The following is a 26,887-nucleotide window of genomic DNA, read 5'->3' on the forward strand; positions in this document are numbered from 1 at the left end:
TTCTCCTAAATCATTTTGGCAAACGGTTTTACTTGTTCCACCCCAAATTGATCAACTTCTTGTAATAAGATTTGCGCCGCCGCCCGTGTATCATCCAAAGCATGATGATGATGTGGCAAAGAAATATTTAAAGTATCTGCAACTGTATTCAATTTGTGATTAGCTAAATTAGGGTACAATTTGCGGGATGTCTGGACAGTATCTAACGTTAAATAGTGGGGGGCTGGAATATGATAATTTTCTAGCGTCGCTTTTAACACCGCATTATCAAACGCCGCATTATGAGCGACGACTAACTGATCTGCAGTATAAAATTGTTTAATCACCGGCCAAACTTCTGAAAATAATGGAGCATCGACGACGTCCGCCGGATGAATACCATGGATTTTAATATTAAAAGGATTAAACTCCATTTGAGGATTCACCAAGGTATAAAATTCATCCGCCACTTGATCATCACGCACCACTACCACTGCCATGGAAACGGCACTAGCCCGTTTTGCACTGGCCGTTTCAAAGTCCATTGCAATAAAATTCATTTATGCTTCAACCTCCCAATCCATATCATAGGCCGACACTTGCTGGTGTTGCCCGTCTAAAACCAACTGCTCACTATTTGGAACCCGGACAAAGCCAAACTTAGCATAAAGCTTTTGCGCGGGCTGATTCCGTTCTTGCACGGTTAAGCGAACATGCTTAGCTGGTGAATAATTGGTCACCCAATCTAACGCTTCAGCCAACAAAGCTTGTCCCAAGCCCTGCCGTTGATAACGTGCTTGTACGACAACTCCAATTTCGAGCACACCTGCTAAATTAGGCCAAGGTGCTAACGTTACCATACCACCAACTTCATGCTTTGCATTGATTAACAGCAGCATTAAATAATCTTCGCGCCCCGCCATCTGTTCCAAGTTGCGACCTAATTGATCCGCCGTAATTTGCGCTAAATCTTGTTTTATGACAAAAAACGGGCTCTCTTGCTGAGCCTGTTTTAAAAATTGCAAAATGGCCGGTGCCTGCCGCGCTGTTGCTACCTCTAACCCAAAATCCATAATAGCTATCCAATCTGATTAACGAGTTTTTGCAGTCTTGGGGTTGAGCCTGTTAGCTCAATTTGACGCTGCTGACCACTTTCATCCCCAATGATTCGGCTAAGATTGACCGTAATAACAGCATCAGGTAATAAATTCATAATAAATTCAGGCCATTCAACTAAAGCTACTCCATCACCACCTAAATATTCTTCTAAACCGATTTCATCGGCGCCGCCTTCTTCACCTAAACGATAAACATCCAAATGATATAAAGGATACCGCGGCGTTTGATACTCGCGCACTAAAGTAAATGTGGGGCTTTTTAATGGACGTTTAATCCCCAACGCACGCGCAAAACCTTGCGTAAACGTCGTCTTACCCGCCCCTAAATCACCATTTAAAATAATTGTATCACCGACAGTCACCAATTGGGCCAGCTGCGCAGCGATTACTTGCGTTTCTTCAACTGTGTGTACTATTTTTTTCATAACATAATTATAGCATTTTAACTAAGGGGAACAAAGTATTCCCCATTAAAACACCTTCCTTCAAAATAACATCCACCATATGCAAAAAACAAGTTATCCCACTTGGAACAACTTGTTTGCAGTTGGCTAGAATATAAAACTTTACAAAATGAACTTACAAAGCTTGAGCCGCCGTAATAATTGCGGTCTTATAAACATCTTCTTCGTTAGCCCCACGTGACAAATCCGAAACCGGAGCAGCCAATCCTTGCAAAATTGGACCAATGGCTTCAAAGCCACCGAGACGTTGGGCAATCTTATAACCTATATTTCCGGACTGCAGATCAGGGAACACAAAGACATTCGCATGACCAGCTACCTTGGAATCAGGCGCTTTAGAAGCAGCCACACTTTCAACAAAAGCAGCGTCAAATTGTAATTCACCATCTAACACCAATTTAGGATCCATTTGATGGGCCAACTTAGTCGCTTCAACAACTTTATCCACTTGTGGTGCTTTAGCAGAACCCTTCGTTGAAAATGACAGCATTGCCACCTTGGGGTCAATCCCAAAAATCTTGGCGGTCTTGGCTGATTGAATGGCTACTTCAGCCATCGTTTGGGCATCTAAATCAATATTGATGGCCGCATCGGCGAAAATATACCGCTCATCCCCACGTTGCATCACAAACGAACCTGAAATCCGCTTTGAACCTGGAACAGTCTTAATAATCTGCAAAGCCGGCCGAACAGTATCCCCCGTTGGATGAGTGGCACCTGAGACCATTCCATCAGCTTTTTTCATATAAACAAGCATCGTTCCAAAATAATTAACATCTTGAAGCCACTTAGCTGCAGTTGAAGCATCTGTTTTACCATTCCGCCGTTCAACTAAGGCCGAAATCATAGTATCCATTTCCTTCACCGGATAAAACTTTGGATCAATAATTTGAACCCCCGTTAAATCATTTTGTTCCGCTTGCGCCACGGCTTCAATTTCAGCTTGGTCTCCCAACAAAATTGGTTGTACCAACTGATCAGTCACTAAACGAACTGCTGCTCCTTGGATGCGCTTATCTGCTCCCTCAGGAAAAACTAATGTCTTCCCTTGATTTTTTACTTGGTTTGCGAGTTGCTCAAAAAGTTCCATGTTTTCTCCTTTAATTCTGCCCATTTTATTTTATAATTAATGTTAGCGATTACAATATAATTATCGCAAAAATTAAAAATTTAACAAGCCCTTCCTTTTTAGCTAGCCCCAATTAATCATCGAAACGGCCTGCTGGTTTAAATAATGATTAGTCTGCGAAAAAGGCTGACTGCCAAAAAAGCCCCGATATGCCGCCAACGGACTTGGATGGGGCGCAGTTAAAATTAATTGCTGGGTATTTTCAATTAATGCCGCTTTTGCTTGCGCTGGCTTTCCCCACAACAAATACACGATGGGGCGTTTTTGCCGTCCTAAAATTGTGATTACTGCATCCGTCAATTTTTCCCAGCCTTGCTTAGCATGCCCATTTCGCACGCCGGCAGGAACCGTTAAAACTGTATTTAATAACAACACACCTTGTTGGGCCCAATCCGTTAAATCCCCATTAGTACGTAAAGGGGTCCCTTGATCTTGTGCTAATTCTTGAAAAATATTCCGCAAAGATGGCGGTAAACTTTGTCCTGCTGGCACTGAAAAGCTTAAGCCTGTCGCCTGGTGCGGATTGGGATATGGGTCTTGCCCTAATAAAACCACATGCGTTTGGGCCAAAGGAGTTAATGTAAGCGCCCGAAAAATTTGCGTAATGGGTGGGTAAACCACCCCATTTTGATAACTTTCCGTGATTAAATGATTGATACGCTGCCAGTCATCGGTATTCAACAGCATATCTAATGGTTTCCACCAATCAGTATTCCTTAATGTTTGTAAATTATCCATCTTGTCCTCATTTCCAAAGGAGTCTCTTTTATGCAAACTTTCTTAATTTACCCTTATTATACACGTCAAGGTCAGCAAACCTTCGCCATTGTGGACCAAAACCAGCAAATAAAATATTGGGTGACCCGCTATCAAACTTCTGGGAACTGTCGACTCAATAATACTCAAGCACAAACCATCGCCAGTATTTATGCCACTGACCACTACCTTTGGCCCAATTTTAAAATCCAAACGCAAGAACAAACGGTACGTGGTTACAACCTCAGTCCCTCCAATCAACCATTTTACTTGATACGGCGTTGGGGTTGGTGGATTCGTTTAAAGCCCCAAGCACAAATTTATCATTTTTATCGAGGCTTCCATCTTATTGCCAGCGCTGAACCTAATCCCCACGGAGTTTTACAAGTTACGTTGCATCAAAATACGCCTTTGCCAACCATTTTTATGCTCATTATTTTTTTAAACCATGTTCAAAAAATCGAAATCCCTAGCTCAAATCCCAAATGGCAACCGCAAATTCAAGCCAACACCACACCCTAAAGTTCACCTCATATTATTGATTAACAGACCGTTATAAAAATTCAGATTAAAAGCCAAGTCCATTTTAACATCGACTTGGCTTTTAATTTTACTTGTAATAGGGCGCCTTAGGAATAATTAACATGGCAATTAAATAAATAAACACTCCTGGGAAGAATCCCGTCATTGCCACAAAAATGGCAAAAATCAGCCGCACAATTTGTGAATTCCAGCCAAAATACTCTGAAACTCCACCTAATACACCACTCAATACTTGATCATCGTGTGACCGATACACTTTTTGATTATTCATAATTATTTCCTCCTCTACCTGATTGTAATATTACCAAATGATGTTTGCGCTGTAACTTTAAATTTTGGATTATCTCCAACTTGGGCTGCTAAATTAGCGGTACTTGATTGGACTTGATGCGGGCGTAAGACCCGAATCATTCCCAAAGTTGAATAACCTTGAATTGTATAGCTAGCCTGTGCATCAAACCCGACCCGAATGTTACCTAAAGCTGTCGTTAAATCCAATTGTGCGTCCACCGTTTGCCAATCCAAGCTCAAGCTCCCCGCATTAACATCGAAGTGCCCTGAACCCATTAGACGCTGCCCCGTTACGACACCAGCTGCAACATTTAAATCAAATTTTGCTTCAATCTGATCTAAATGCAATTCACCAGCTGACACCGTACCTTTAAAGAACTTTTGTAACTTAACCTGTTGCAAATTAGCGCGTCCAGCTAACAAAGTTAACATCAACTCCGAAGCTTCCAACCGGTTAACATGCAAAGTACCTGCTGACACAGTGATGTCTAACTGGTTTTGCAATACTAAGTCAGTCATAAATACTTCACCAGCATTCAATTTAAGGTTTAATACTCCTTTAAAATGCGCGGGCAACTCCACTTTAATCACATTTTTGAAACGGTTACTTGTCGTAGCTGAAAAGAGACCTAAGAGCCCGCGCCCAGATAAACGGGGCATCGTGACCGCATATTCTTGCGGTGTCTCATTTATCACCACGGCTAATTCAGCATGTTCGTGATTAAAGACCTGTTCGACCTTCACCTGCGAACCGGTCCCCTGCATAATAAAGACCTGTCCCGCATAGACATTAACATCCACATTTTGAATAACATCCGGAACTTGAGCATCCTGTTGCTCATCTTCATGACGAGGTGATTCTTCATCTCCATCTATTTGATAAATCTGATTGGGGGCCTCACCAGCAATCATATCAATGACGGCGTCCAAGTCACCTAAATCCGATAAAACATGATCAATCACTTCGCCTTCACTTGCGCGAGGATGTGAAACTTGATAGTCCGAATAAGCTTCATTCGCATCCGCTTCAACTTCATTTTTAAATTCTTCAAGAGCTAAATTATTTTCCCGGTCGGCAAATATTGCTTCAATTTCTTGCTTTAATTTCTCATTCATTTGTATCCCTCATTAAAATATCCAGCATTTGCCGTGTAAACTGCCAAGCTTGCTGCTCAGCCTTTAAGCGTTCCTGACCCGCACTAGTGAGCGTGTAATATTTACGCCGCGCCCCTTGGGTTTCATCGCCATAATAACTTTCTACTAAGCCCGCTTTCCCTAACCGTCGGAAAACAGCATATAAAGTGGCCTCATTAATCGTATATTGATTATCAGTCATTGTTGCAATATCTTGGGCAATCCGATAACCATATGAGTCACCTTGATTTAGACGATTTAAAACAATCGCATCAGTGTGCCCACGGATTAAATTTTTTGATAATTCTGCTTCCATTTGATACCTCACTACAAACATTACTATATCACACATTGCTATATGTATCAAAGTAATTCATCGTATCACTGGTGAGCGTTGAATTACATTAAAAAAACCAGCCATGGTCTTAGACCACAGCCGGTTCATTAATTTTTAACGCTTAAATTTACGTCTTAGATCACGCTCTTGATCACGCTTTTTAATCGTTTCTCGCTTATCATACTGCCGTTTACCTGTTCCAATTCCAATTAAAATCTTAGCAAAACCATGCTTAATGTAGACCTTCAAAGGAATTGCCGTTACTCCAGCATTGGCCGTCGCTTTTTCAATGGCTTGGATTTCACGCTTATGCAATAACAGGCGTCGCGAACGCAACGGTTCATGGTTAAACTGATTACCTTGCGCAAATGGCGCAATATTCACATTATCCAACCATGCTTCACCATTTCGGACTTGCACAAAACCATCCGCAATGGTAATTTGGCCGGCGCGAACTGACTTAATCTCCGTTCCTGTTAATTCCATCCCCGCATCAAAGGTTTCCCCGATGGCATAGTTATACCGTACCTTATTATTGGTTGCTAAATAACTAGATGTTGTTTTGTGCTTTTTAGCCATGGTTTAATGCCTACCTTTTCGATTTGCATTCGCCCGTTCATCGTCGGGCTTGCGCCGATGGTTCGGTGCCCCAAATGATTTACCATCATTGTGCCGGCGCACTTGTTTGGGCTTATCTTTTGAACCGTGCTTGTGATTGCGTGAATTTTTACCAAAACTACCGCGATGATCATCCGCCACTTTAATATCAGTCGTTGGTGCCGCTGCAGCATCAACTAACACAAAATCTAAGGAACTTTGTTCTTTATCAACCCGAATTAATTTCACACGAATTGGTTGCCCAATTTGATAAATATGATGGAAGCGCCGACCGATTAAGGCCATATGCTTCTCTTCATACATATAGTAATCATCCGTTAAGTTCGAAGTGTGAATCAGCCCTTCAACGGTGTTTTCTAAGGAAACAAACATTCCAAACTTCATCACCCCATTAACGACCGCATCGAACTCTTGACCAACCTTATCTTCCATAAACTCAGTCTTCTTCATTGCATCAGTATCACGTTCGGTATCAATCGCCCGTCGCTCACGCATTGAAGTGTCTCGTCCAATTTCGGCGAGTTGATCACGATATTTAGCCTGCGCTTCTTCACCGGTTCCAGCTTGTTGATACCATTTGATTAAACGGTGCACGGTCAAATCAGGATACCGTCGAATGGGTGACGTGAAATGGGTATAATATTTTGCCCCAAGGCCAAAGTGACCTAATGATTCATCAGAATATTCAGCCCGTTGCATCGAACGGAGCATCATCGTTGAGACCATCTGTTCTGAAGGTTGCCCTAAGAATTCATCATGAATACGTTGGAAATCCATGGGGCGAATCTTATTAGGATCACCCTGCGCTTTACCACCCAAAGCCTTCACAAATTCAAAGAAACGCACTGTTTTATCCAAATCAGGAGTCGTATGCACACGATATAGGAAAGGAACTTCCAAATGATCAAAATGGCGGGCGACCGTTTCATTCGCCGCTAACATAAATGATTCAATCATTCGTTCGGATAAGCCCCGTTCGCGCAACTGAATGTCGGTGGGTTTCCCATTGGCATCCACAATAATCTGCGCTTCAGGCGCATCAAACTCAATGGCGCCCCGGTCCGTCCGTTTTTTGGCCAAAATAAGGTGCAATTCTTTCATGTCCTCAAACATAGGGACAAGATCGACGTATTCTTCACGTGTTTCAAGATCACCATCGAAAATCGCATTAACGGCTCTATACGTCATCCGTGCATGTGATTTCATGACCGATTGATGCAAACGATAATCAACTAATTCCCCATGGGGATTGAACTCCATTTCAGCCGACATCGCCAAACGTTCTACACCGGGATTCAAAGAAGCAATCCCGTTAGATATATTGCGTGGTAGCATCGGAATCACACGATCGGTCAAATAAACTGAAGTCCCACGATTATAAGCTTCTAAATCCAACGGTGAACCTTCCGGCACATAGTGGGAAACATCAGCAATATGAACTCCCAAATGAAAATTCCCATTTTCTTTTTTCCAAACAACCACGGCATCATCCAAATCCTTGGATTCAATCGAGTCGATTGTCACTAATGGCTGATCGGTAATATCTTCTCGACCTTCCCACTCGCTATCTAAGACATGGTCAGAAATCGCTTCAGCTTGTTGCATCACTTCATCTGGGAAGACAGCTGGTACCTTATGTTGATGTACAATGGCCATAATATCAACACCTGGTTCATCTTGATAGCCAATAACCTCAGTAATCACCCCGGTTAAATGTTTAGGCATTACTGGCGTTGAATATTGTTGAATGGTCGCCACGACGACTTCACCATCGCTAGCATTAACTCCACCATCGGCTACTAAGAATTGATAAGTGGCATATTTTTTATCAGTCACATTAATGGTTCCGATATAACCTACATAATCAGAGCCCAATTTGAAAGTTCCGACGACTTGATCTAATTGGTGCTCAATAATTTCCTCAACGCGACCTTCTGGCCCTTTTCCAGTTGTCGCATCACCTTTAGTTAATAATGACACTCGAACTTGATCAAAATTTAAAGCTAAGGCAGTATTATCTGGATTGATAAACACGTCGTCATCAAAACCGTCAATCGCTACAAAGCCAAAACCTTTCACATTTGAGCGAAAAGTTCCAATGTACCCTTCTTTTTTAGCATCATACTGAAAACTTCCGTCAATTTCTCGAATTTGACCAGTCCGTTCCAAACTCGCTAAAGCTTGTACCACTTGAGTAAATCCGTTCGCATCAGACAACCGTAGCCCATCCGTTAATGTTTGCGCGGAATAGCTTTGTGTATGATTAGCTTTTAAAAAATTAAATAATTCATCTTGTAATTGTTTCGCGTCCATTTTTTGCTCTCTTTCTCATAAGGAATTGTTATTCCTAAAGTAAAACCCTCTCGTAACGTATCACGAGAGGGAAATGCGCTTATTTTTTTAATGTGCTGATAGGTAAACCAACGCCAGACCTAAAATAAACCAAATGGCTCCCAAGATCGCTGTAACTCGTTGCATCACTGCTTCAAATCCGCGCGCTTTTTGGGTGGCAAACAAATCACCTCCACCACCAGACAAAGCTGATAAAGCATCCTGTTGCTTTGAAGGTTGCATCAATACGGCAATAATAATCAGCACGCCCACAATAATCATTGCAGTGACTAAAGTACTGTACATTTCTCGACCCCTCTTTCTGACGTCAACATCTATTCTTGCATTCTAGCATACTAAACCTGATAATTCAAGAAAAGTCCTATCTACAGTCATCAAAATTAGGACTTTATTGCACAATTCCAACAGCCCACTTCTTCTTACCACGCTTCACAATGACATATTGACCATCATATTGGGCGGCCGGATTAACAACCGCATCTTCATCCTTAATCTGCACGCCGTTCACCCGAATGGCACCGTCTTTAACCGCACGCCGCGCGGCTGTCTTTGAGGTCTCTAAGCCCGCTTGAACAATCAAATCCAACAAACCAATCGTATCAGCTGGCATGGCAAACGTTGGCACATTCCCAGCTAAAGCAGCCACTTGATCCGTGTTTAATTTTGCAACATCCCCATTACCAAAGAGGATTGAGGTCATCAATTCCGCCGTTTGTTCTGCTTTTGCACCATGCACAAAGGTTGTTACCTCTTGAGCTAAACGTTTTTGCGCAGCGCGAGTGGCCGCATCGTTTTGCATACTATCCATCAAAGCTTGAATTTCATCTTGCGTAAGGAAGGTAAAGTACTTCAACATCTTTTCAACATCGGCATCCGCGGTATTCAACCAGAATTGGTAGAATTCAAATGGCGTAGTCTTTTCAGGATCCAACCAAACCGCTCCACCTTCAGTCTTACCAAATTTTGTCCCATCGGCTTTCAAAAGCAAAGGTACTGTTAATCCAAAGGCCGGCGCATCATTTCCTTCTACTTTATGAATTAAATCAATTCCACCCGTAATGTTACCCCACTGATCTGATCCACCCACTTGCAACCGGACATTCTCATGTTGCCAGAGGTAGTGGTAGTCAACAGCTTGTAAAATCTGATAAGTAAATTCTGTAAATGAGATTCCTGCCTCTAAACGTGAAGCCACAACGTCTTTGGCTAACATGACATTAATTGGGAAAAGTTTTCCGTAATCCCGCAAGAAACTCAATAATGTCATCTGCCCTAACCAATTAGCGTTATTGGTAACCGTAAAGCCATCTTTGCCAAACAAACGCTCCATTTGCTTGGTAATCTTAGCCACGTTTTGATCAACCGCCGCTTGGTCTAGTAGCTTCCGTTCTTGTTTTTTACCAGAAGGATCCCCAATTGATCCAGTAGCTCCTCCAATCACAATCACTGGTCGCACACCGGCTAACTGGAAACGCTTTAAAATCATAAAAGGAATCAAGTGTCCGATATGCATAGAGTCACCAGTTGGGTCGATTCCCACATAGGCTCCAATTTGTTGGGCAGCAATCATCTTGCGCAAACCATCTACGTCAGTCACCTGATTAATGGCACCACGCCACTCTAATTCATTTAATACATCCATCTGCTTACTCCTTTACCTGCCTAAAGTCATTTTCTTATTATTTTCCGTACTGCATATTCATGAGATTTTTCCCAAATAAAAAGCACCCCAACGATTATAAATCATTAGGGTGCGGATGCACGGTACCACCTAAATTGCGATGCTTACATCACCGCCACTTGGAATCCAATAACGCGGATTAAACGCTTCATCTTTAAATGGGATGTAATTCATCAGACTTATCGGTATGACTTCCAGCGACCGTCATATTTCTGGCTTTTCCAAAGAAGCTAACTACTAATTCCCAACTTCTTCATTCTAGCATATAATTAAGCCGGTTCCAACTCTCAATCTAAGAAAATTCCAAATAATCTTGCTGAATTTGCTGCTGCAATCGTGCGGTTGTCCCCGGCTCCAAACGGTCTAATTGTTGTCCCAAAATTTGGACAGCTTGATTAAAGTTATAGAATTGATTGTATTCTCTTTGTGCTTGCTGCACAGCCTGCCCAATCGCGGCATTATCACGGTATTGATTAGCTTTACGCACCAAGGCTCCCGTTAATTGAGCCGCTTCTAACATTTGCTCTGTCATTTCTTTTAAATTATCCAAATCAGCAGAGACTACACTCATCTGACGTTGAAATTCATCAACGTTAATCCGTGGGGCGTTGATGACATCGCCTAACTTTGCCACTCGATTCGCTACTTGATCAAAAAAGTTCAAATAGTTCGATGGGACTCCCGGCAGACCTTGCCGTTCAACTCGTCGATGAATCGTCCGTAATTCTTCTTGCGCTTGCTCCAAATTTTCTTTAGCTTTGCGCCCAATCTCTGGCAAAATTTTCAAATTGTCAAACAAGTGCAATTGGTCAGCTTCAATCGCTTTTAATTCGTTATCCATCGTTTGCAGTTGCCCTTGGGTTTTTGAATAAACAATGGTTTGATTCGCAATTCCCAATTGAATACCATCAATCTGCTTTTCAATGGTTAAGATTTTTTGACTCCACCCCTGAATAGCTTCGGCATTACTCATATCAAAAATATAATTCTCACTATATTGACCAACCATCATATTTAATTCTTGATTTCGCTCTTGGACATGCCCCAAGAATACTTGCAAAGTTTCTAAGCCTTTTTGAACATCTAATGATGCATTATATTCTTGTTCAAAGCTCGTATAGAGCCGATCAATCTGATTTTGCATCCCCGTCAACTTACTTTGTACCGTTTTCAAAGTTAATTCGGCCAATGCTACTTTAGCTTCTTGCCGGTCTGTCTCAATTTGATTTAATTCCTTTTGGATATCTTGGTCTTGTAAATTATAGCCATGAATTCCCATATTGTCATACGTATTTTGTAATTCACTTTGTTGAGCCGGAATTGTCTGATCCAACTTTTGCACTAATTCGGGAATCGCGTCCATTCTCTCTTCCAACTGATTAGTTTCCATCGCCAACGTTTCATAGACTGACGATGCGGCTGCATGATCACCATCTTCAGTTAATTTCGTAAAGTCGGCAAATTCATCTTCCAAATCAGCCAGCACATCTTCCAACTTATCCAAAGCCTCGCCAAAGGTAAAATTATTGGCCAATAAGGTTTTGCGCAAATTTTTATATTTACTCTCTAATTCTTTTACAGCTGCTTTGTGTTCTGCATCCGTCGTTTCCAATTGCTGCAATCCAGCATTAATGTGCTCAAATTGTTCATTCAAAGCGACCATCTGTTGCTGCAACTTTTTAAACTGCCGCGTGGTTTCCCAAAAATTAATGCCTTTGGTATCAAATAAGACTTGGTCAGCCTGTTCTTTGGCAGCCCCCAAATCAACATCTTCAAATTGATTAAACTGGGCTTCTAATGTTTTAAAATCAGCTAACGTTTGCCCCATTAAGCTCATTTTGCGATCTTCAACAATCCGATCTCGTGTTCCAGCATCTTGCCATGCTTGCTGTTGAATCACCATTTTTGCTACCTGATGTGCAGTCCAACGTTGAAGTATAAAAATTAGCAAATATACGACGGCCACGACCACAATTAGGCCAATTACAATATGTCCAATTTGTGTCATCTGTTTTCACTGAAACGTGCTTTGCCCACGCTCAAACTCCTTATTTATCAAATTATCATATATTAAATGTATCATTTTTTCAGGGCCCTTCGATGAATTCACGCGATGCTTATATAGATATGAACTTCCTTTATACAATATTAAGAAACACTTTTAAACCAAAACGACAGAATGGTCATATTGATGGCCACTCTGTCATTTTTGCGCATAATAAAAAACTACAACTTCGCTGCCAAAGTTATAGTTTCCAAATGTATTATTCAACGTTCTCATCTTGCAAAGCTTTTGCTGCTTTGGCAACATTTTGCGTTTCTTTAAACAGACCATACGCCGTCCAAAGTGACAAAATCACAATTCCATAGCGTAAGATGGTCATATCGATATTCTTCACCAAAGTGGCAGCCAAAACCACCCCGACAATGCCACCTAAGATAATACTTCCTAAGCCACGCCATTGAAGCCGATGCGTTTTCACAAAGCCCAAAGCAGCAGTGGACATCACAGCGGCCGAATTAACCATCATCACTGGAAAAGCGACCAAGGGGCTCATCCCCATCAATGAAAAGAAGATTAATTCGGGGGTATAGTTTCCCAAACCTAAAGTCATTAAGATTCCCAAAGTGAAGTTAAATAAGGCACCAACCCATAATTGCCAACCAACCAACGCATGTTTCGTGACGGATGGGTCTGGTAAGAAAAAGATATTATAAATCATCACCAACGCCGCTAATACCAACATATAGGCTAAGGCACGCCGAACTTTTTGAGCGTCCCAATGTGCAGTTAACCGTGGACCAATTAATGCCCCCAAAATTGAGGCAATCGTCATCACAATAAAAGTTGGCCAATCAATTTGTACCGCTGTCAAAAAGAAGAGCGCCTCGACCATCGTCGGAATGGCATGCACAGCGTTAATCGTCCCGGGTAAATCCCGATCGTCATCTAAGTAATTCGTCATTTTAAAAGCTGCCGTGGTGGTTGCAAAACTTCCCACGCCGATTGTATCACCAAAATCGGTTACCAAACCAATCAAGAACCCTTTCCAACCCCCGGTCAACCAATTTAAATTATTGGCGCGTAAATGCCGGGTGTACAACCACCCCATTGCCAGCATTCCCATGACTAGTACTACTTGTAAGCCATGTAAAATCCATTGTTCATTCATAATAGTCCTCCGATAATCCTCTTAAAAATTCATTTTTATATCATACCACTTTCGTTTTAAAACGGTTATATTAAAATGGCTCGCAAAATAAAAAAGCCAAGATTGAAAACTAAGCATTCAAAGAGTATACCACTTTCTTAGTGCTTTGCTTCAATCTTGACTTAATTTTAGATAAAGCTTGATGTTCCTGGATTTAATTCGACGATTTTTCCCGTTCGCTTATAAATCACCCATTCAGCAATATCAGTGACATAATCAGAAGTTCGCTTCAAGTAACCACCAATTACTAAGTAGTCAGTTGCCGCTTCAACGTTTTCAGCGTCCGCCTTCATCGCTTCAATGGAAGCATCTCGAATATCCTGGGTGGCCAAGGCCACTTGATGCGCCGTTTCACTCATTGAAGCCGCTCCTTGCGCGTCATCACTAATATAGTAAGTTAATACATCAGCAACCATCTTAGAGACGACTTGCCCGGTATTTCCAATTTTTTCCTCAATATCAGCCACCCGCCGATTCCCTTTCACGTGAATCGTTGAAATCGCAATATTGCGGGCATTATCCCCGATTCGTTCAATCACGGAAACCGCCTTTAAAATCGTCACAATTTCACGTAAATCGGTTGTCACAGGTTGGTATAAAGCAATCATCTCAAAGCTCTTCTTTTCCAAAGCAATTTCACGTTGATTAATTGCTTGATCGCTGTCAATAATCTCTTGAGCCGTCGCGCGATCATGATCCAAGAAAGCTTGCACTGACCGTTGAATGGTTTCTGAAACTAATAACCCCATCTCTTTAAAAGAAGTATCTAAATCTGCTAATTCTTCATCAAATAAGCGTCGCATTATTCGTCCTCCGTATCTTTTATTAGCCAAAGCGGCCTGAAATATAATCTTGTGTCATTTGCTGATCGGGATTCAAAAATATCTTCTTCGTATCGTTAACTTCAATTAATTTACCTTGATTGAAAAACGCCGTCCGATCCGAAATGCGTGACGCTTGCGACATGGAGTGGGTCACAATAATCATCGTATATTGTTCACGTAATTGAATTAATGTATTTTCCACCAAATTTGCTGAAACGGGATCCAAAGCTGAAGTTGGTTCATCTAATAGTAATATCTCTGGTGAAGTTGCTAAAGCGCGCGCAATTGAAATCCGCTGCTGTTGTCCACCCGACAAAGATAAGGCCGATTTATGCAAATCATCTTTCACTTCATCCCAAATAGCGGCGGCCTTTAATGAACTCTCCACCTTTTCATCTAAAATTGCTTTATCTTTAACTCCATCGGTCCGTAAACCAAAGGCTACATTATCATAAATCGAAAACGGGAACGGCATTGGTTGCTGGAACACCATTCCAATCTGCTTACGTAATTGAACCGTATCCATATTGGGGGCGTAAATATCCTCACCATTTAGCAAGAAAGTTCCCGTCACCGTCACGTAATCTGTTAAATCATGCATGCGGTTTAAGGCGCGCAAATAAGTTGATTTACCTGAACCAGATGGTCCAATTAAAGCCGTAATTCCATACTTGCGGTAGTCTAAATTAATCCCATGTAAGGCTTCTTTTTCACCATAGTACAACCGCACATTTTCGGTGACCAGTATTTTTTCTGCCATTGTCTTGCTCCTAACCGAAATTACCATTGACGTAATCAATCGTGCGTTGTACTTTGGGTCGCGTAAAAATCTTACGTGTCAAATCATATTCTAAAACCTCACCCATGTGGAAGAAGGCTGTATAATCCGAGACGCGCGCCGCTTGTTGCATATTGTGCGTCACAATAATAATTGTATACTTCTCTTTTAGTTCAAGTAAAGTATTTTCAATCTTTGCCGACGAAATTGGATCCAACGCCGAAGCTGGCTCATCCAATAACAAAATATCAGGGTGCAAGGCAATCGCCCGCGCAATCACCAATCTTTGTTGCTGCCCCCCAGATAATGATAACGCTGATTTATGCAACGTATCTTTCACTTCATCCCATAAAGCCGCTTGTTTCAAACTCGTTTCCACGCGCTCGGCCAATTCAGTTTTATCACGAATGCCATGTTGTTTTAAGGCAAAAGTAATATTATCTTCAATCGATTTAGCAAACGGATTAGGGCGTTGAAAAACCATTCCGATATGCCGGCGCATTTCATAAACATCAATATCAGATGAGTTAATGTCTAAATTTCGGTACATAATTTTACCTTTAACCGTTCCAACATCATCATTCATCCGATTCAAAGACCGTAAAAAGGTTGATTTTCCAGAGCCAGATGCCCCAATCAAAGATGTAATTTTATACCGTTCAAATTTTAAATTCGTTTTCTGAAGCGCTTGTTTTGCCCCGTAATAGACTTCAACTTCTTGAGCTGACAACGCCACTTCATGCTTATCTTCATTAATATCCACGATATAGCGCTCCGGCATATTATCCGTAAACACTAATTGATTCGGTTCAACCATCGAAACCTCTCCTTATTTACTTGACGTTAACTGCCGGTACAACACCTTACTAAAGTAACGTGCACAAAAATTAAACAATAACACTGCAATCACTAAGACCGCTGATGCTCCAGCTGAAACTGCAGCTGCATCTGGCATAATTCCTTCTGAATTAATCTTCCAAATATGGACAGCGAGCGTCTCAGCTGGCCGCATCACATTCAGAGGAGATGTCGCATTGAACGGATTCCAATCGGCAAAATTTAAAGCTGGCGCCGATTGTCCTGCCGTATAAATTAAGGCCGCTGCTTCCCCAAAGACTCGTCCGGCTGACAACACAACCCCTGTCATAATTGATGGTAAAGCCGCCGGCAAAATGACGTGGCCCACCGTTTCCCAACGTGATAAGCCGAGTGCAGAACCAGCTTCTCGTTGCAAGTTTGGAATCGTGCGCAATGATTCTTCAACCGAACGCGTTAGCAAAGGTAAATTGAAAAAAGTTAACGCAATCGCCCCAGATAGCAACGAAAAACCTAACTTAAATTGTACGACAAACAATAAAAACCCAAATAAACCAACTACAACAGAAGGTAATGAAGACAAAATTTCAATCATCGTCCGGATGATTTCAATGACTTTTGACTTATGGTTAGCATATTCATTTAAATAAATTCCCGCCCCTAAAGCAATCGGAAAAGAAATTACCATGGTTAATATTAACAAATAAAATGAATTAAATAGTTGAATTCCAATCCCACCACCTGCTGAAAAAGCTTCCGCGGGCGCAGTTAAGAAATGCCATGATAAGTGTGGAACTCCTTGCACTAAGATATAACCCAACAAGGCAAGTAAAACTAAAATCACAAAGCCGGCAATTGTATATAAAATTCCCGTGGCGATTTTATCAACCTGTTTAGCGTTCATAATTACATAGCTCCCTTCTTACCAATAGCGCGAATCACAAGGTTGAAGACCAAAGACATCAACAACAAAATCAAAGCTAATGACCACAAGGCATTATTCTCTAATGATCCCATCACAGTGTTACCAATCCCTTGTGTCAAAATTGACGTTAAAGTGGCGGAAGGTGAAGTTAAATTTTGAGGCATCAAAGCGGCATTTCCCACCACCATTTGAACTGCCAATGCTTCTCCAAATGCTCGGGCCATTCCAAACACAATCGCCGTCAAAATTCCAGGCGTCGCGGCCCGCAAAATCACTTTATAAATCATCTGCCAGCGTGTTGCTCCTAAGGCTAAAGCAGCCTCACGATAATGTTTTGGTACTACTCGCAAAGTATCAACGGTCATCGATGTTACCGTGGGCAAAATCATTACAAATAACACCATTGAGCCAGCCAACACCCCAAATCCTGAGCCGCCAAACAACTGCCGCATCGCTGGAACGACCACCGTCAAACCAACGAATCCGTAAACCACCGAAGGAATTCCAACTAATAATTCTGTCACCGGTTGTAAAATTTTAGCCCCCCGCTTAGGCGAAATCTCAGTCATAAAGACAGCTGTTCCAACCGCAAAGGGGGTCGCAATTAAGGCCGATAGAAAGGTTACTAAGAAAGAACCCACAATCATTGGGGCCGCTCCCACCAAAGGTTTGCCGGAAGCATCAATTTGTCCCGGCGCCCATTTCGTCCCCGTTAAAAAGCTCCATAAACTCACATGATTTTTAAAGAATGTCGCTAATCCTTTAGAGGCGACAAACCAAAAGATTGAAATTACGACCACTAAAATCAAAACCAATGCTAATAATGAAACACTTCGTCCAAAGCGGTCCTTTTTGGTCGCCTTACTTGTTTTTGTCAATGCTTCTTGTATTTCGTCCATTTCAATTTCCTCTTTATTTAACTGGCGTCGTCCGACCGTCAACATCGCGTTGGACTTGCATGTCATGTGTTGAAATATAACCAAGCTGAGGCACTAACTTTCTTTGCACATCATCTGAATCCAGATAGCGCAGGAATTTTTGCAAAGTCGCACTCTCAGTCCCCTTCGTATAAATATGCTCATACGCCCAGATGGGGTAAGATCCATTCATCACATTTTGATCAGTTGCTTGCACGCCGTTCACTTTCGGCACTAAGACCTGTTTTGCATCCAAATAAGAAAAGGCAACGTACGAAATCGCCCCTGGTGTCGAAGCTACAATGGAACGCGTGGTTCCTGATGAATCTTGCTCTTGGCCTTCCGCTGAAAAATGGCCATCTAAGCCATATTTTTCAAAAGTCGCTCGGGTTCCAGAACCATTCACGCGGTTAACTAATACAATTGCTTGATTGGCTCCCCCAACTTGCTGCCAATTAGTAATTTTTTTCGTAAAAATATCAATTAATTGTTGCGTTGTCAGGTTTTTCACCCCAACGTTGGGATTCAAGATAGGTGCAATCCCAATGACCGCCACTTTATGGTCAGTCAATGTTTGTGCTTGAATTCCCTTTTTTTCTTCAGCAAACATATCTGCCATTCCCATGTCCACGGCCCCTGATTGCACTTGAGCAAGACCGGTACCTGAACCACCACCCTGCACATACACATAAACGCCGGGGGTATCACGTTGAAAACTTTCGCCGGCTGCCTCAACCATTGGCTGTAATGCCGTTGATCCCACCGCATTTAAATTGATGGTCTGCTGCGTATCCTTGGTCATATATGCCCCGGTGAAAGCCGCCGCTCCCAATATAGCAATAAGACTCCATAGCCATTTCTGCTTCATCCTTCTTCTCCTTAAATGCATCATTTACTATGTTCATTATCCTATGTTTTCCGTCCACATACTATAACAGACTTGTAAAGAAATTTGTAATATAACCAAAACGCGCTAACAAGCACTATTTAAAATAATTTACCCAATTAAAAAAGCTTCTGAAAATTTCATCAGAAGCTTTCTATGCATGTCAAAACTAACGCGCCACTTTTAAAATATTATTCGCAATGGTTTCCGCCACCTGATCAACATCAATAGTAGTATCCGGTTTAAATTTCGTAATACGTAAAAACTCGTAGAAAATCTGTCCTAAAAATAAACGAGCTAAATTATCAACATCCAATTTATCAGCCCCCATCTGTTGCGTAAGCTTCTCAAATACTTGTTGCATCATGGGAAGGATTTGCGCTTTCACTTCATTTAATAAGTGTTCATTAATCATAAGCTCACCCACTAAAATTTGCACAATATCCCGATTAGTAAGCGCAAAATTCAAACGATTTTTCACCACACTTTTAATTAGTTTTTCAATACTAACATGTTCTGGAATTTGATTTTCCATAAAATCAATCACATGTTTAGGCACGATATTTTGAATTAATGGATTTAAAATGGCCTCTAATAAATTTTGCTTAGTTTTAAAATATTTAAAAATGGTTCCTTCGCTCATCCCCGACAATTCAGCAATTTGGACCGTAGACGTTCCCATAAAGCCTTGTTTCGCAAATAAGGTCACTGCCGCAGACAACACTTTCCGCTTTCCATTGGGCATGTCTGTTTTTTGAATTAATTCATTATAATCATTAAAAATTATCTCTGACATTTGGTTTATACCTTCCTATAACGCTTCAAGCCAAGTATATTCAGCCAAGTTAAAATGACTAAGAATAATCCTAAGACCACAATATCCAACCAGATATTACCAATCCTATCACCTGACATAATAATTTGGGTTAAACTATGCCCGGCGTATTTCAGCGGCATAAAGTCTGCGATAATTCTTAACCAATCAGCCATTGAATCCAACGAAATCAAACCAGAGAAGAAGATTTGTGGTACAACAACTAACGGAATAAATTGCATCATTTGAAATTCTGACTTCGCAAAAGTAGACATTAAGATTCCAAAAGCTAGTGCGACCAAAGCTAACAGAATATTAATCCCGATGACTCCCAGAATTGAACCGACCAATTCCACCTTTAAAAACCAAATAGTAAAGCTAACAATCACTAATGTCTGTAAAACCGCTAACGTCCCATAGCTAACCATATATCCAAACACAATTTCAGACCGGCGCACCGGAGTGGCTAACAGACGGCCCAACGTCCCAGTGGTTCGTTCCTTTAAGAGCGCCATTCCTGAAATTAAAAAGACAAAAAAGAAAACAAAGAAGCCCATTAAAATCGGCACAATTTTATCAAAGTAAGTCGTTTTAGCATCCCCATAAACGTAAACATTTTGAATTTGTGATTTGGTCATTACTGGCATCTGACCACCCGACATTTGCGCAAATGTTTGTAATTTATTTTGCATAAATTCCATATTTTGCTTCATTTGTGCGGCTTTAAAACTATTTTTCACCATCGCCGTCTTGGAAGCATCCACATTTGCATACGTTAACTTAAAGTCTTGATTATGTGCTTCAATGATGGCATCCAATTTTTGATCTTGCAATGCTTGATTAGCCGCATGCTCTGAACGATACCGCGTTAGATACATGTTTTGGTTAGCTTGCAAATTTTGTGCTAATTCGGTTGGTACTCCAATCGTTCCCACATTCGTTGTTACGTCCGAACTAGTATTAAATATAACTTTCATCAAACTCAACACTAACAGGGGCGCCAAAAACATTAATGCCAACGTTCGTTTATCGCGCAATAATTCTTTTAATACACGTTTGGCAATCGACCAAATTCTCATGATAATACACCTTCTGCCTGCAAAAATACCTCTTCCATACTCTTAACTTGATATTGTTGCTCCAAATTTTTCGGACTATCATTAGCAATCAACTTCCCCCCCAATAATAAGGCCACCCGATCGGTTAATTCTGCCTCATCCATCACGTGTGTGGTGACTAAAATTGTCCGTCCTTCGGCTCGCATGACTTGTAATTCGTGCCATATTTGTCGGCGTAAGGCAGGATCAATCCCCACCGTGGGTTCATCCAAAATTAAAAGCTGGGGATGTCCCAAAAAGGTCATTGCCAAAGATAACCGACGCTTCATTCCCCCTGAATAAGCACTAACTAAAATATTCAGATTCGTTGTTAAATCAACGATTTCTGCAACTCGTTTAATTTCTTGATCAATTGTTTTGGGTTCAAGGCCCTTCATATCCGCAAAAAATTTCAAATTTTCATATCCGGTCAATTGTTCGTACAAGGCATCTGATTGGGTCATGTAACCCAACTCGCCTAAAATTTTACGCTGGGGCATTTGCTCACCAAATATCTCAGCGTACCCTGCATCTGCAACTTCCATCCCCAACGCAATTTTAATAATGGTTGACTTGCCTGCCCCAGACGGCCCGATTAGCCCGACAATCTCACCAGCTGTCAAATTCAATGAGATATTATCTAAAACCACTTTATCGCCATATTTTTTAACAATATTTTCTAATTGAACCACATTTTGATGCATCTGTTTACACCCCTAAGCTACTATTTTTAGGTGAGTGAGAACTCACTTTTCGCCTAAATTTTAACCTCCGCAATTTAAAATGTCAACTAAATAAAAAAGAACCAGCATCTCTGCTGATTCCAGGAATGTTCTTAATTTTTAAGCTGATTGAGCTACCAAATCATTGCGTTTGGAACAAAAATTTAATACCAAAACTAGATTTCCCACTCATCCAATGAATTAATCGTATAAGTTGGTTGAATGGCTTCCTGTTGAACCTGTTGTGGAGTTGAGACACCTGAATAAACCAAAAGTGTATCCATCTTCACACCAATTCCCGCCTTAATATCAGTTTGATAGTTATCCCCTACCATTAAGACCTGATCAGCCGTCAAATCAGCGCGTTGCAGGGCGCCTTCCATGATCGTTGGGTAAGGTTTTCCAACCACATGTGGCATTTTTTGAACCGCGGTTTGAACCGCAGCTATCACTGCTCCCGCCCCAGGGATAAACCCTTTTTCACTGGGTAAATTCGTATCGATATTCGTGGCCACAAATTCAGCCCCATGCTGAATTGCTAAAGTTGCGTGCATTAGGTCATCATATTGAACATGCCGATCTAAACCAACCACTACCACATCAGCATCATCTTGCGTCACAATCTGAAAACCGAGCTTTTGTAGCGCGACGTCTAACCCACGTTCCCCCACTGTCAAAACCTTTTGGGCCGCCGGCAAAGCGCGCTTAATGTAATCAGCCGTTGCCATCGCTGAGGTATAAACTTGGCTGACATCTACATGAATATCGTGACCTTCCGCTAAATTTTTCACGACATCTTCAGGGGTCTTTGTCGAATTATTAGTCACAAACATAAATTTCTGACCAGTCGCTTGAAGGCGTTCAATAAAATGCTTCCCACTTGGAAAGCTTTTCGTTCCTTGATAAATTGTGCCATCTAAATCAATAAAATATGCTTGATACTTTTTCATTAATTTTCTCCTTCTACTTTACGTTCATGAATTTTAAAGCGTTTTTGACTCCGCTTGCCTTTCGTCACCACCTGATTACCAGGTCCCTTTTTAACTGGCCGCTTTTTTTTAGAATCAGCCACCTTATGGGTCTTCTCACTAATATGGGCCGCTGCGCTATGCCGATTCCGATGATGCCGACGATTCCGACGTTTGGGGATGTCTTCTGGCTCTTCAACGACCTCATGGGGTTCAAGGTTTTCTAATACAAAGTATGGTGCCCCGAAATTAATATCTTCATATAAATAATCCTGAAGTGCGCTGATTTGTAAATTACGTGGTACTCCATTTGTACCATCTTGGTAAAATCCACGGATACGCAACTGGTCCGCGGCAATATCACCAACCAAAAAATCATATTTTTCTAAAAATGTACTAAAGCGGGCCTTTAATTGATCTACTTGATACGCATCCCGATAATTGGCCACTAACCGATACATCCGCTGATTAATCATAATTTCATCCGGTTTATGACCAGCCTCTAATTGAGTTTGGGCCATTCGTTCAGCTTTTTGCTGGTTCACCAGCTCTTTCATTCTTTCACGATCCATAGATGGATCCTCCTCAAACTAACTTAATTTGGAAAATGATTCCTAATATATTGTGCAAAATCTTCTCGAAAAACGGTGTCGTAAAGCATCTGGTTATTACCGGCTATTTCTAAAGTTGGGAAAAATGGGAAAAATAAATAGTGATCTAAACTTCCAATAATGTATTTCTTAGTTAAGTTAATCGGCTCATTATGCACTAAAACATTGCCATCCGCTGTTAACGTTAATCCCGCCCAGACAATTTCACCCCATTTTTTACCCCGAAAGCCCATCCCATGGACCGGACCGCCTAATAAGTAATTCCGATTTTTTTGCACTTCTTGCATTAAACGAATGACATCCCGCCCACTTAACTGCGTTCGCATCGGATGGACAGCATGAGGCAACATCGTATGTAACATTTCTTGATTAATCTCACCAGCTGGTAAATCAGTTAAAAACATTCCCGTCGACAACATGGCTAAATCAGTATCGGTTCGTTCCATTAACGCAGCTAAGCCTAGATCAATTAATCGCCGGGGGGCTTTCAAATCACGTTGATATGGTTGCTCTAAATAACCAACTTTTTGCTTTTTTAAAAAATTTATTCCTTGTTGCTGGTATTCATTAATTTCAGCCGCATCTTTTGGTAATGTCGGTAAATTATCCGTAGTAACCGTCTCCGCCCAAGCTCCTAAAATTTTGCCGTGATTTAATTCCAAACCAATTTGCCCAATATGTTCACCATAACGTCCAGCGGCGGCTAACAAAGTATGATTGCGCCATTCACCTTTTGGCAAATGATGATGTGTGTGGGCCCCCAAAATTAAATTTAAATGCTCAAAACGATCAGCTAAGTAACGATCCGTTGGCAAGCCCAAATGTGACAACAAAATATTGTAATCTGTTTTACCCGTCAGTTCGCCTAAAATACGGCGCAAAGCTGACTCTGCCATCTCGGGTGTCCAACCCATCAAAGGGTACGTTAATTCAAAAGATGCCGTTAGACCAATCACACCAATATGATGCCCCCCTGGCGTTGTAATGATTTCATAGGAATGCGCCCATAATGGGATTTCACCAGTTTGCGCATCGGTAATATTTCCTAATAAAACGGGAAAATTCGCATCCTCATAAAGTTGATTTAAATCTTCATGATTCAACCCTAAACCTTCATTATTACCAATCGTCACACCATCATACTCAATTTGGTTCATTAACGCGACATTGGCCTGTCCTTGGCTAGCTTCTGTCAAATCGTGTTCACGATCCAAGGCGTCCCCAACATCAAACGTTAAAGTTGTCACCCCTTCACGTAACGCGCTTTTTCGTTGGTTAACTAAAAAGCGTCGTATTTTAGGCCAACGTTCCAAATGTGAATGCAAATCGTTAGTATGTAATATAACAATTTTTTCGCTCATTTTACCCCCCTACGTTATAGACACCTCAAACTTCGGCCAAAGCAACCTGCTTACTTTGAATTAATGCATCAATTTCATCTAAGTTTAATGGTGTGCCCCAAACTGGTCGCTGACTTTCTGACAAATACTCAAAATCAGCACTATCAATTCCAACATTCAAATTACTAGCTAGTGGCACTTGATCATGGTGAATATGACCATGTAAATTAATACTACTCTTAGATGGTCCCAAAATTAACGGATAATGTGTCAAAAAGAATTGATGATGATGGGCTTTAACAATCAAACCGACATCAGAAAAGGTAAATTTCTTTTTCCCATCAGCTAAATCAGGGTTATGTTGCATCAAAAATTTAAATAAATCCCGTGAATCATGATTACCTTTCACTAAGACAATATGACCATTGAGTTGCATTAAAATTTGATAAACCAATTCAAACGCATGCTTAGGGGGCTTAATACCATTTAACATCGCAAAATCGCCCAAATGGTAAACCGTATCACTTGGCTTCACACGATTATTCCACCGCTCAATTAAAGCTGCATGTTCGCTTGCCAAATCCTGAAACGGACGGGGTGAAAAATGTTTACTTTTTAATAATTCAGCATGAAAAAAATGCATATCTGCCGTAAAAAATTCCATCTTGCTAATTACCTCTAATCGACTATCACTAATTCATCAGTTAAATCAGCCGTCAAATTTTCAAAACCATTTTTCGTGACAATCACATCATCTTCAATCCGGATCCCAAATTGATCAGCTAAATAGATACCTGGTTCGATGGTTAACAACATTCCTGGTTCCAAACGCTCATCTCCGCCTTGCGAAGCGACCGGACCTTCATGGATTGCCAAACCAACCCCGTGTCCAGTTGCATGGTTAAAGTTGGCGCCATATCCGGCCTGTTCAATTATCGCACGGGCTGCTTGATCAACAGCTCCCGTCGTAACCCCTGGGCGCATCTTTTGCACCGCCGCCTGTTTAGCTGCTAGCACCAAATCATATGCCGTCTTCATTTCATCGTTCGCAGAACCTAAGACAAACGTCCGCGTAATATCAGAAGTATATCCATCGACAAAATAGCCAAAATCAATCGTAATAAATTCACCCGCTACTAACGGCTTATCTGAGGCTTCACCATGAGGTAACGCCCCTCTGGTTCCTGAAACTACAATTGTCTCAAAAGATGGATGCGTCGCTCCCAAAGATTTAATAATTTGATCTAACCGATTGGCCACTTCGCGCTCTGTCATCCCAACATGTACTTCTTTTAATAATTGTTGAAAGGCCTGAACTGCTACTTGATTAGAGTGGCGCAATGCCCTTATTTCTGTGTCGTCTTTTACTTGGCGCACCCATTCTACCAATTCTGGAATCGGCATAATATCAGAATCCGCACTAGTACCTTCAAAGGTTTCGTCTAAAATATCAAAATATCTAAAAGGCAATGTGTCCTCAAAGCCCAAATCCTTAATTTTAAACCGCTGAGCGGCTAACATGGCCACGCCATAGTAATCCCGCGTAATCAACAAAGTAATCCCATTTTCTAATTGTTCCCGCAGCTCCACTTCATAACGACTATCCGTAATTAAAGCTGCTTGTGTGGGACCAATTAACAGAAGTCCTTCCCCAGTTCCGCCACTAAAACCACTTAAGTACTTAAGATTGTCACCATCAGCTATCAACATTCCATCAGTCTTAAAAACTTGTAAGTTTTTACGAACCTTGGCAATTCTTTCTGTATACATTTTGCGCACCTCTCTTCTTCTTAATATTATACCTGTCTCGCCTAAATTTTTCTGCCCCTCCCAAATATTAATCGCAGAATTATTCAAAAATTTACTATTTCCGGTGCATAAATTATTTTCAAAAACGATTGATTTTTTTCTAATACATTAATCATCATCTTCGTTGGCATTCTTTTGATTCCCGTCAGCATTATCTTCATTAACCCTTTATTCCGTTTGCTCGTTTCACTCCTCCGCATTCATGTTCGATGCTTTGATTTAGGTCAAATTGATTGGTCCCATGCTTAACTGTTCTGCTGCCAAAAATTGTAATGTTAATAACTGAATCTCAAATATTTCTTCCCTTCCACTAACCCGAAATCTATTTCAAATATTATTATGACTTCAACTAACACGCTCGCATAATTTGAGTCTTTTGTGTTTTTGTTCACTTGAATAAAAATTATTCCATTTCAATTTCTTGTTCCAACTCTGGCAATATCCAACACATATACAAATAAAAAGATGAGAACAATTATTAAAACTGTCCCCACCATAGATATATTATTTTAAGTAAATACTACTTACGCTTATAGAAAATAATCAATCCAAAAATTAAAGCAATAACACTGCTCATAAAAATAAACACATTAATTTTATTAGCTGATGTCTTTGGTAAAATAGTTTCAACATAATCTGTCACATTATCCACTACATTGTTTGGCATATTTGGTTCCTCTGGATTATTTGGTTCCTCTGGATTATTTGATTCCTTAGAAATCAACGTATTAGTAATATTAGTACCGTTTACTATACTTTTATACCC

General features: G+C 41.0%; 30 protein-coding genes. 1 reads left to right on the plus strand and 29 read right to left on the minus strand.

What is annotated here, in order from left to right; genetic code table 11:
* Positions 1 to 5: 5 nt before the first annotated feature.
* The 5 genes from ACJQWY_RS05935 to ACJQWY_RS05955 all read right to left on the minus strand — a co-directional run bounded on the left by ACJQWY_RS05935 (position 6) and on the right by ACJQWY_RS05955 (position 3,428).
* On the minus strand, positions 6 to 539 hold the full coding sequence (locus ACJQWY_RS05935; protein ID WP_407076816.1) for a 3'-5' exonuclease: 534 nt from the start codon (positions 537 to 539) through the stop codon (positions 6 to 8).
* Positions 540 to 1,052 (minus strand): GNAT family N-acetyltransferase, encoded by a 513-nt coding sequence (locus ACJQWY_RS05940; protein WP_407076817.1) that lies wholly within the window; start codon positions 1,050 to 1,052, stop codon positions 540 to 542. It abuts the gene before it with no gap.
* Positions 1,053 to 1,057: 5 nt separating this feature from the next.
* Positions 1,058 to 1,522, minus strand: a complete 465-nt coding sequence (gene tsaE, locus ACJQWY_RS05945; protein ID WP_407076818.1) for a tRNA (adenosine(37)-N6)-threonylcarbamoyltransferase complex ATPase subunit type 1 TsaE — start codon at positions 1,520 to 1,522, stop codon at positions 1,058 to 1,060.
* 154 nt (positions 1,523 to 1,676) lie between these two features.
* Complete coding sequence (gene pta / locus ACJQWY_RS05950; RefSeq protein WP_407076819.1) at positions 1,677 to 2,651, minus strand: phosphate acetyltransferase; 975 nt, start codon at positions 2,649 to 2,651, stop codon at positions 1,677 to 1,679.
* A gap of 102 nt (positions 2,652 to 2,753) precedes the next feature.
* Entirely contained in the window at positions 2,754 to 3,428 is a 675-nt protein-coding gene (locus tag ACJQWY_RS05955) for a uracil-DNA glycosylase (RefSeq protein WP_407076820.1), read from the minus strand.
* Between the two features lie 30 nt (positions 3,429 to 3,458).
* On the opposite strand from ACJQWY_RS05955, the gene ACJQWY_RS05960 reads away from it, so the two are divergent.
* Entirely contained in the window at positions 3,459 to 3,968 is a 510-nt protein-coding gene (locus ACJQWY_RS05960; protein ID WP_407076821.1) for a hypothetical protein, read from the plus strand.
* A gap of 88 nt (positions 3,969 to 4,056) precedes the next feature.
* Here the strand turns inward: ACJQWY_RS05960 and ACJQWY_RS05965 are convergent, their stop codons facing one another.
* The 24 genes from ACJQWY_RS05965 to ACJQWY_RS06080 all read right to left on the minus strand — a co-directional run.
* The gene (locus tag ACJQWY_RS05965) at positions 4,057 to 4,260 is read right to left on the minus strand and encodes a PspC domain-containing protein (protein ID WP_407076822.1); all 204 of its coding nucleotides are present in this window, start codon (positions 4,258 to 4,260) and stop codon (positions 4,057 to 4,059) included.
* A gap of 14 nt (positions 4,261 to 4,274) precedes the next feature.
* Positions 4,275 to 5,396 carry a DUF4097 family beta strand repeat-containing protein gene (locus ACJQWY_RS05970; protein ID WP_407076823.1) on the minus strand — a complete coding sequence of 374 codons (1,122 nt, stop codon included), beginning with the start codon at positions 5,394 to 5,396 and terminating at the stop codon, positions 4,275 to 4,277.
* On the minus strand, positions 5,389 to 5,730 hold the full coding sequence (locus ACJQWY_RS05975; protein ID WP_407076824.1) for a PadR family transcriptional regulator: 342 nt from the start codon (positions 5,728 to 5,730) through the stop codon (positions 5,389 to 5,391). Before ACJQWY_RS05975 ends, ACJQWY_RS05970 begins: the two co-directional genes overlap by 8 nt.
* Positions 5,731 to 5,865: 135 nt before the next feature.
* Positions 5,866 to 6,330: an SsrA-binding protein SmpB gene (gene smpB, locus ACJQWY_RS05980; RefSeq protein ID WP_407076825.1), complete on the minus strand. Its 465-nt coding sequence runs from the start codon at positions 6,328 to 6,330 to the stop codon at positions 5,866 to 5,868.
* A 3-nt stretch (positions 6,331 to 6,333) separates the two neighbouring features.
* Entirely contained in the window at positions 6,334 to 8,682 is a 2,349-nt protein-coding gene (gene rnr, locus ACJQWY_RS05985) for a ribonuclease R (RefSeq protein ID WP_407076826.1), read from the minus strand.
* A gap of 87 nt (positions 8,683 to 8,769) precedes the next feature.
* A complete protein-coding gene (gene secG / locus ACJQWY_RS05990; protein WP_407076827.1) occupies positions 8,770 to 9,006 on the minus strand; it encodes a preprotein translocase subunit SecG in 237 nt (78 codons plus the stop codon).
* Between the two features lie 103 nt (positions 9,007 to 9,109).
* Positions 9,110 to 10,363: a tyrosine--tRNA ligase gene (gene tyrS / locus ACJQWY_RS05995; protein ID WP_407076828.1), complete on the minus strand. Its 1,254-nt coding sequence runs from the start codon at positions 10,361 to 10,363 to the stop codon at positions 9,110 to 9,112.
* A 331-nt stretch (positions 10,364 to 10,694) separates the two neighbouring features.
* Positions 10,695 to 12,410, minus strand: a complete 1,716-nt coding sequence (locus ACJQWY_RS06000; RefSeq protein ID WP_407076829.1) for a septation ring formation regulator EzrA — start codon at positions 12,408 to 12,410, stop codon at positions 10,695 to 10,697.
* Positions 12,411 to 12,666: 256 nt separating this feature from the next.
* Positions 12,667 to 13,575 carry a sulfite exporter TauE/SafE family protein gene (locus ACJQWY_RS06005; RefSeq protein WP_407076830.1) on the minus strand — a complete coding sequence of 303 codons (909 nt, stop codon included), beginning with the start codon at positions 13,573 to 13,575 and terminating at the stop codon, positions 12,667 to 12,669.
* A gap of 167 nt (positions 13,576 to 13,742) precedes the next feature.
* The gene (phoU, locus tag ACJQWY_RS06010) at positions 13,743 to 14,417 is read right to left on the minus strand and encodes a phosphate signaling complex protein PhoU (protein ID WP_407076831.1); all 675 of its coding nucleotides are present in this window, start codon (positions 14,415 to 14,417) and stop codon (positions 13,743 to 13,745) included.
* 22 nt (positions 14,418 to 14,439) lie between these two features.
* The gene (gene pstB / locus ACJQWY_RS06015) at positions 14,440 to 15,198 is read right to left on the minus strand and encodes a phosphate ABC transporter ATP-binding protein PstB (RefSeq protein WP_407076832.1); all 759 of its coding nucleotides are present in this window, start codon (positions 15,196 to 15,198) and stop codon (positions 14,440 to 14,442) included.
* Between the two features lie 10 nt (positions 15,199 to 15,208).
* Positions 15,209 to 16,033, minus strand: coding sequence for a phosphate ABC transporter ATP-binding protein PstB (gene pstB / locus ACJQWY_RS06020; RefSeq protein WP_407076833.1), 825 nt, complete (start codon positions 16,031 to 16,033; stop codon positions 15,209 to 15,211).
* Positions 16,034 to 16,045: 12 nt separating this feature from the next.
* Positions 16,046 to 16,936, minus strand: a complete 891-nt coding sequence (pstA, locus tag ACJQWY_RS06025) for a phosphate ABC transporter permease PstA (RefSeq protein WP_407076834.1) — start codon at positions 16,934 to 16,936, stop codon at positions 16,046 to 16,048.
* Between the two features lie 2 nt (positions 16,937 to 16,938).
* Positions 16,939 to 17,856, minus strand: coding sequence for a phosphate ABC transporter permease subunit PstC (gene pstC / locus ACJQWY_RS06030; protein WP_407076835.1), 918 nt, complete (start codon positions 17,854 to 17,856; stop codon positions 16,939 to 16,941).
* A gap of 13 nt (positions 17,857 to 17,869) precedes the next feature.
* Positions 17,870 to 18,742, minus strand: a complete 873-nt coding sequence (locus ACJQWY_RS06035) for a phosphate ABC transporter substrate-binding protein PstS family protein (RefSeq protein ID WP_407076836.1) — start codon at positions 18,740 to 18,742, stop codon at positions 17,870 to 17,872.
* 187 nt (positions 18,743 to 18,929) lie between these two features.
* On the minus strand, positions 18,930 to 19,556 hold the full coding sequence (locus tag ACJQWY_RS06040) for a TetR/AcrR family transcriptional regulator (RefSeq protein ID WP_407076837.1): 627 nt from the start codon (positions 19,554 to 19,556) through the stop codon (positions 18,930 to 18,932).
* 5 nt (positions 19,557 to 19,561) lie between these two features.
* Positions 19,562 to 20,653, minus strand: a complete 1,092-nt coding sequence (locus ACJQWY_RS06045) for an ABC transporter permease (protein ID WP_407076838.1) — start codon at positions 20,651 to 20,653, stop codon at positions 19,562 to 19,564.
* On the minus strand, positions 20,650 to 21,375 hold the full coding sequence (locus ACJQWY_RS06050) for an ABC transporter ATP-binding protein (protein ID WP_407076839.1): 726 nt from the start codon (positions 21,373 to 21,375) through the stop codon (positions 20,650 to 20,652). The genes ACJQWY_RS06045 and ACJQWY_RS06050 overlap by 4 nt, the downstream gene beginning before the upstream one ends.
* Before the next feature lie 194 nt (positions 21,376 to 21,569).
* The gene (locus ACJQWY_RS06055) at positions 21,570 to 22,343 is read right to left on the minus strand and encodes a TIGR01457 family HAD-type hydrolase (RefSeq protein WP_407076840.1); all 774 of its coding nucleotides are present in this window, start codon (positions 22,341 to 22,343) and stop codon (positions 21,570 to 21,572) included.
* Positions 22,343 to 22,933: a YutD family protein gene (locus tag ACJQWY_RS06060; protein ID WP_407076841.1), complete on the minus strand. Its 591-nt coding sequence runs from the start codon at positions 22,931 to 22,933 to the stop codon at positions 22,343 to 22,345. The genes ACJQWY_RS06055 and ACJQWY_RS06060 overlap by 1 nt, the downstream gene beginning before the upstream one ends.
* Positions 22,934 to 22,956: 23 nt before the next feature.
* Positions 22,957 to 24,333: a bifunctional metallophosphatase/5'-nucleotidase gene (locus ACJQWY_RS06065; protein WP_407076842.1), complete on the minus strand. Its 1,377-nt coding sequence runs from the start codon at positions 24,331 to 24,333 to the stop codon at positions 22,957 to 22,959.
* Positions 24,334 to 24,358: 25 nt separating this feature from the next.
* Positions 24,359 to 24,976: a metallophosphoesterase gene (locus ACJQWY_RS06070; RefSeq protein WP_407076843.1), complete on the minus strand. Its 618-nt coding sequence runs from the start codon at positions 24,974 to 24,976 to the stop codon at positions 24,359 to 24,361.
* Positions 24,977 to 24,990: 14 nt separating this feature from the next.
* Positions 24,991 to 26,082 (minus strand): M24 family metallopeptidase, encoded by a 1,092-nt coding sequence (locus ACJQWY_RS06075; RefSeq protein WP_407076844.1) that lies wholly within the window; start codon positions 26,080 to 26,082, stop codon positions 24,991 to 24,993.
* 559 nt (positions 26,083 to 26,641) lie between these two features.
* On the minus strand, positions 26,642 to 26,887 hold a 246-nt coding region (locus ACJQWY_RS06080), incomplete at its 5' end, for an LPXTG cell wall anchor domain-containing protein (RefSeq protein WP_407076845.1).

It is taken from the genome of Weissella kandleri (assembly GCF_045504165.1).
Classification (GTDB): domain Bacteria; phylum Bacillota; class Bacilli; order Lactobacillales; family Lactobacillaceae; genus Weissella; species Weissella kandleri_A.

Excerpts from the sequence above, each read along its gene's own strand:
- phoU (WP_407076831.1), bottom strand. The coding sequence starts at position 14,417 with ATGCGACGCTTATTTGATGAAGAATTAGCAGATTTAGATACTTCTTTT.
- ACJQWY_RS06060 (WP_407076841.1), bottom strand. The coding sequence starts at position 22,933 with ATGGATCGTGAAAGAATGAAAGAGCTGGTGAACCAGCAAAAAGCTGAA.
- ACJQWY_RS05965 (WP_407076822.1), bottom strand. The coding sequence starts at position 4,260 with ATGAATAATCAAAAAGTGTATCGGTCACACGATGATCAAGTATTGAGT.
- smpB (WP_407076825.1), bottom strand. The coding sequence starts at position 6,330 with ATGGCTAAAAAGCACAAAACAACATCTAGTTATTTAGCAACCAATAAT.
- tsaE (WP_407076818.1), bottom strand. The coding sequence starts at position 1,522 with ATGAAAAAAATAGTACACACAGTTGAAGAAACGCAAGTAATCGCTGCG.
- secG (WP_407076827.1), bottom strand. The coding sequence starts at position 9,006 with ATGTACAGTACTTTAGTCACTGCAATGATTATTGTGGGCGTGCTGATT.
- pstC (WP_407076835.1), bottom strand. The coding sequence starts at position 17,856 with ATGGACGAAATACAAGAAGCATTGACAAAAACAAGTAAGGCGACCAAA.
- ACJQWY_RS05935 (WP_407076816.1), bottom strand. The coding sequence starts at position 539 with ATGAATTTTATTGCAATGGACTTTGAAACGGCCAGTGCAAAACGGGCT.
- ACJQWY_RS06045 (WP_407076838.1), bottom strand. The coding sequence starts at position 20,653 with ATGAGAATTTGGTCGATTGCCAAACGTGTATTAAAAGAATTATTGCGC.
- ACJQWY_RS06035 (WP_407076836.1), bottom strand. The coding sequence starts at position 18,742 with ATGAAGCAGAAATGGCTATGGAGTCTTATTGCTATATTGGGAGCGGCG.
- ACJQWY_RS06055 (WP_407076840.1), bottom strand. The coding sequence starts at position 22,343 with ATGAAAAAGTATCAAGCATATTTTATTGATTTAGATGGCACAATTTAT.
- ACJQWY_RS05975 (WP_407076824.1), bottom strand. The coding sequence starts at position 5,730 with ATGGAAGCAGAATTATCAAAAAATTTAATCCGTGGGCACACTGATGCG.
- ACJQWY_RS06065 (WP_407076842.1), bottom strand. The coding sequence starts at position 24,333 with ATGAGCGAAAAAATTGTTATATTACATACTAACGATTTGCATTCACAT.
- ACJQWY_RS05955 (WP_407076820.1), bottom strand. The coding sequence starts at position 3,428 with ATGGATAATTTACAAACATTAAGGAATACTGATTGGTGGAAACCATTA.
- ACJQWY_RS06000 (WP_407076829.1), bottom strand. The coding sequence starts at position 12,410 with ATGACACAAATTGGACATATTGTAATTGGCCTAATTGTGGTCGTGGCC.
- pta (WP_407076819.1), bottom strand. The coding sequence starts at position 2,651 with ATGGAACTTTTTGAGCAACTCGCAAACCAAGTAAAAAATCAAGGGAAG.
- ACJQWY_RS06050 (WP_407076839.1), bottom strand. The coding sequence starts at position 21,375 with ATGCATCAAAATGTGGTTCAATTAGAAAATATTGTTAAAAAATATGGC.
- pstB (WP_407076833.1), bottom strand. The coding sequence starts at position 16,033 with ATGGTTGAACCGAATCAATTAGTGTTTACGGATAATATGCCGGAGCGC.
- ACJQWY_RS06005 (WP_407076830.1), bottom strand. The coding sequence starts at position 13,575 with ATGAATGAACAATGGATTTTACATGGCTTACAAGTAGTACTAGTCATG.
- ACJQWY_RS06070 (WP_407076843.1), bottom strand. The coding sequence starts at position 24,976 with ATGGAATTTTTTACGGCAGATATGCATTTTTTTCATGCTGAATTATTA.
- ACJQWY_RS06040 (WP_407076837.1), bottom strand. The coding sequence starts at position 19,556 with ATGTCAGAGATAATTTTTAATGATTATAATGAATTAATTCAAAAAACA.
- pstB (WP_407076832.1), bottom strand. The coding sequence starts at position 15,198 with ATGGCAGAAAAAATACTGGTCACCGAAAATGTGCGGTTGTACTATGGT.
- ACJQWY_RS05940 (WP_407076817.1), bottom strand. The coding sequence starts at position 1,052 with ATGGATTTTGGGTTAGAGGTAGCAACAGCGCGGCAGGCACCGGCCATT.
- pstA (WP_407076834.1), bottom strand. The coding sequence starts at position 16,936 with ATGAACGCTAAACAGGTTGATAAAATCGCCACGGGAATTTTATATACA.
- ACJQWY_RS05970 (WP_407076823.1), bottom strand. The coding sequence starts at position 5,396 with ATGAATGAGAAATTAAAGCAAGAAATTGAAGCAATATTTGCCGACCGG.
- ACJQWY_RS06075 (WP_407076844.1), bottom strand. The coding sequence starts at position 26,082 with ATGTATACAGAAAGAATTGCCAAGGTTCGTAAAAACTTACAAGTTTTT.
- ACJQWY_RS05960 (WP_407076821.1), top strand. The coding sequence starts at position 3,459 with ATGCAAACTTTCTTAATTTACCCTTATTATACACGTCAAGGTCAGCAA.
- rnr (WP_407076826.1), bottom strand. The coding sequence starts at position 8,682 with ATGGACGCGAAACAATTACAAGATGAATTATTTAATTTTTTAAAAGCT.
- tyrS (WP_407076828.1), bottom strand. The coding sequence starts at position 10,363 with ATGGATGTATTAAATGAATTAGAGTGGCGTGGTGCCATTAATCAGGTG.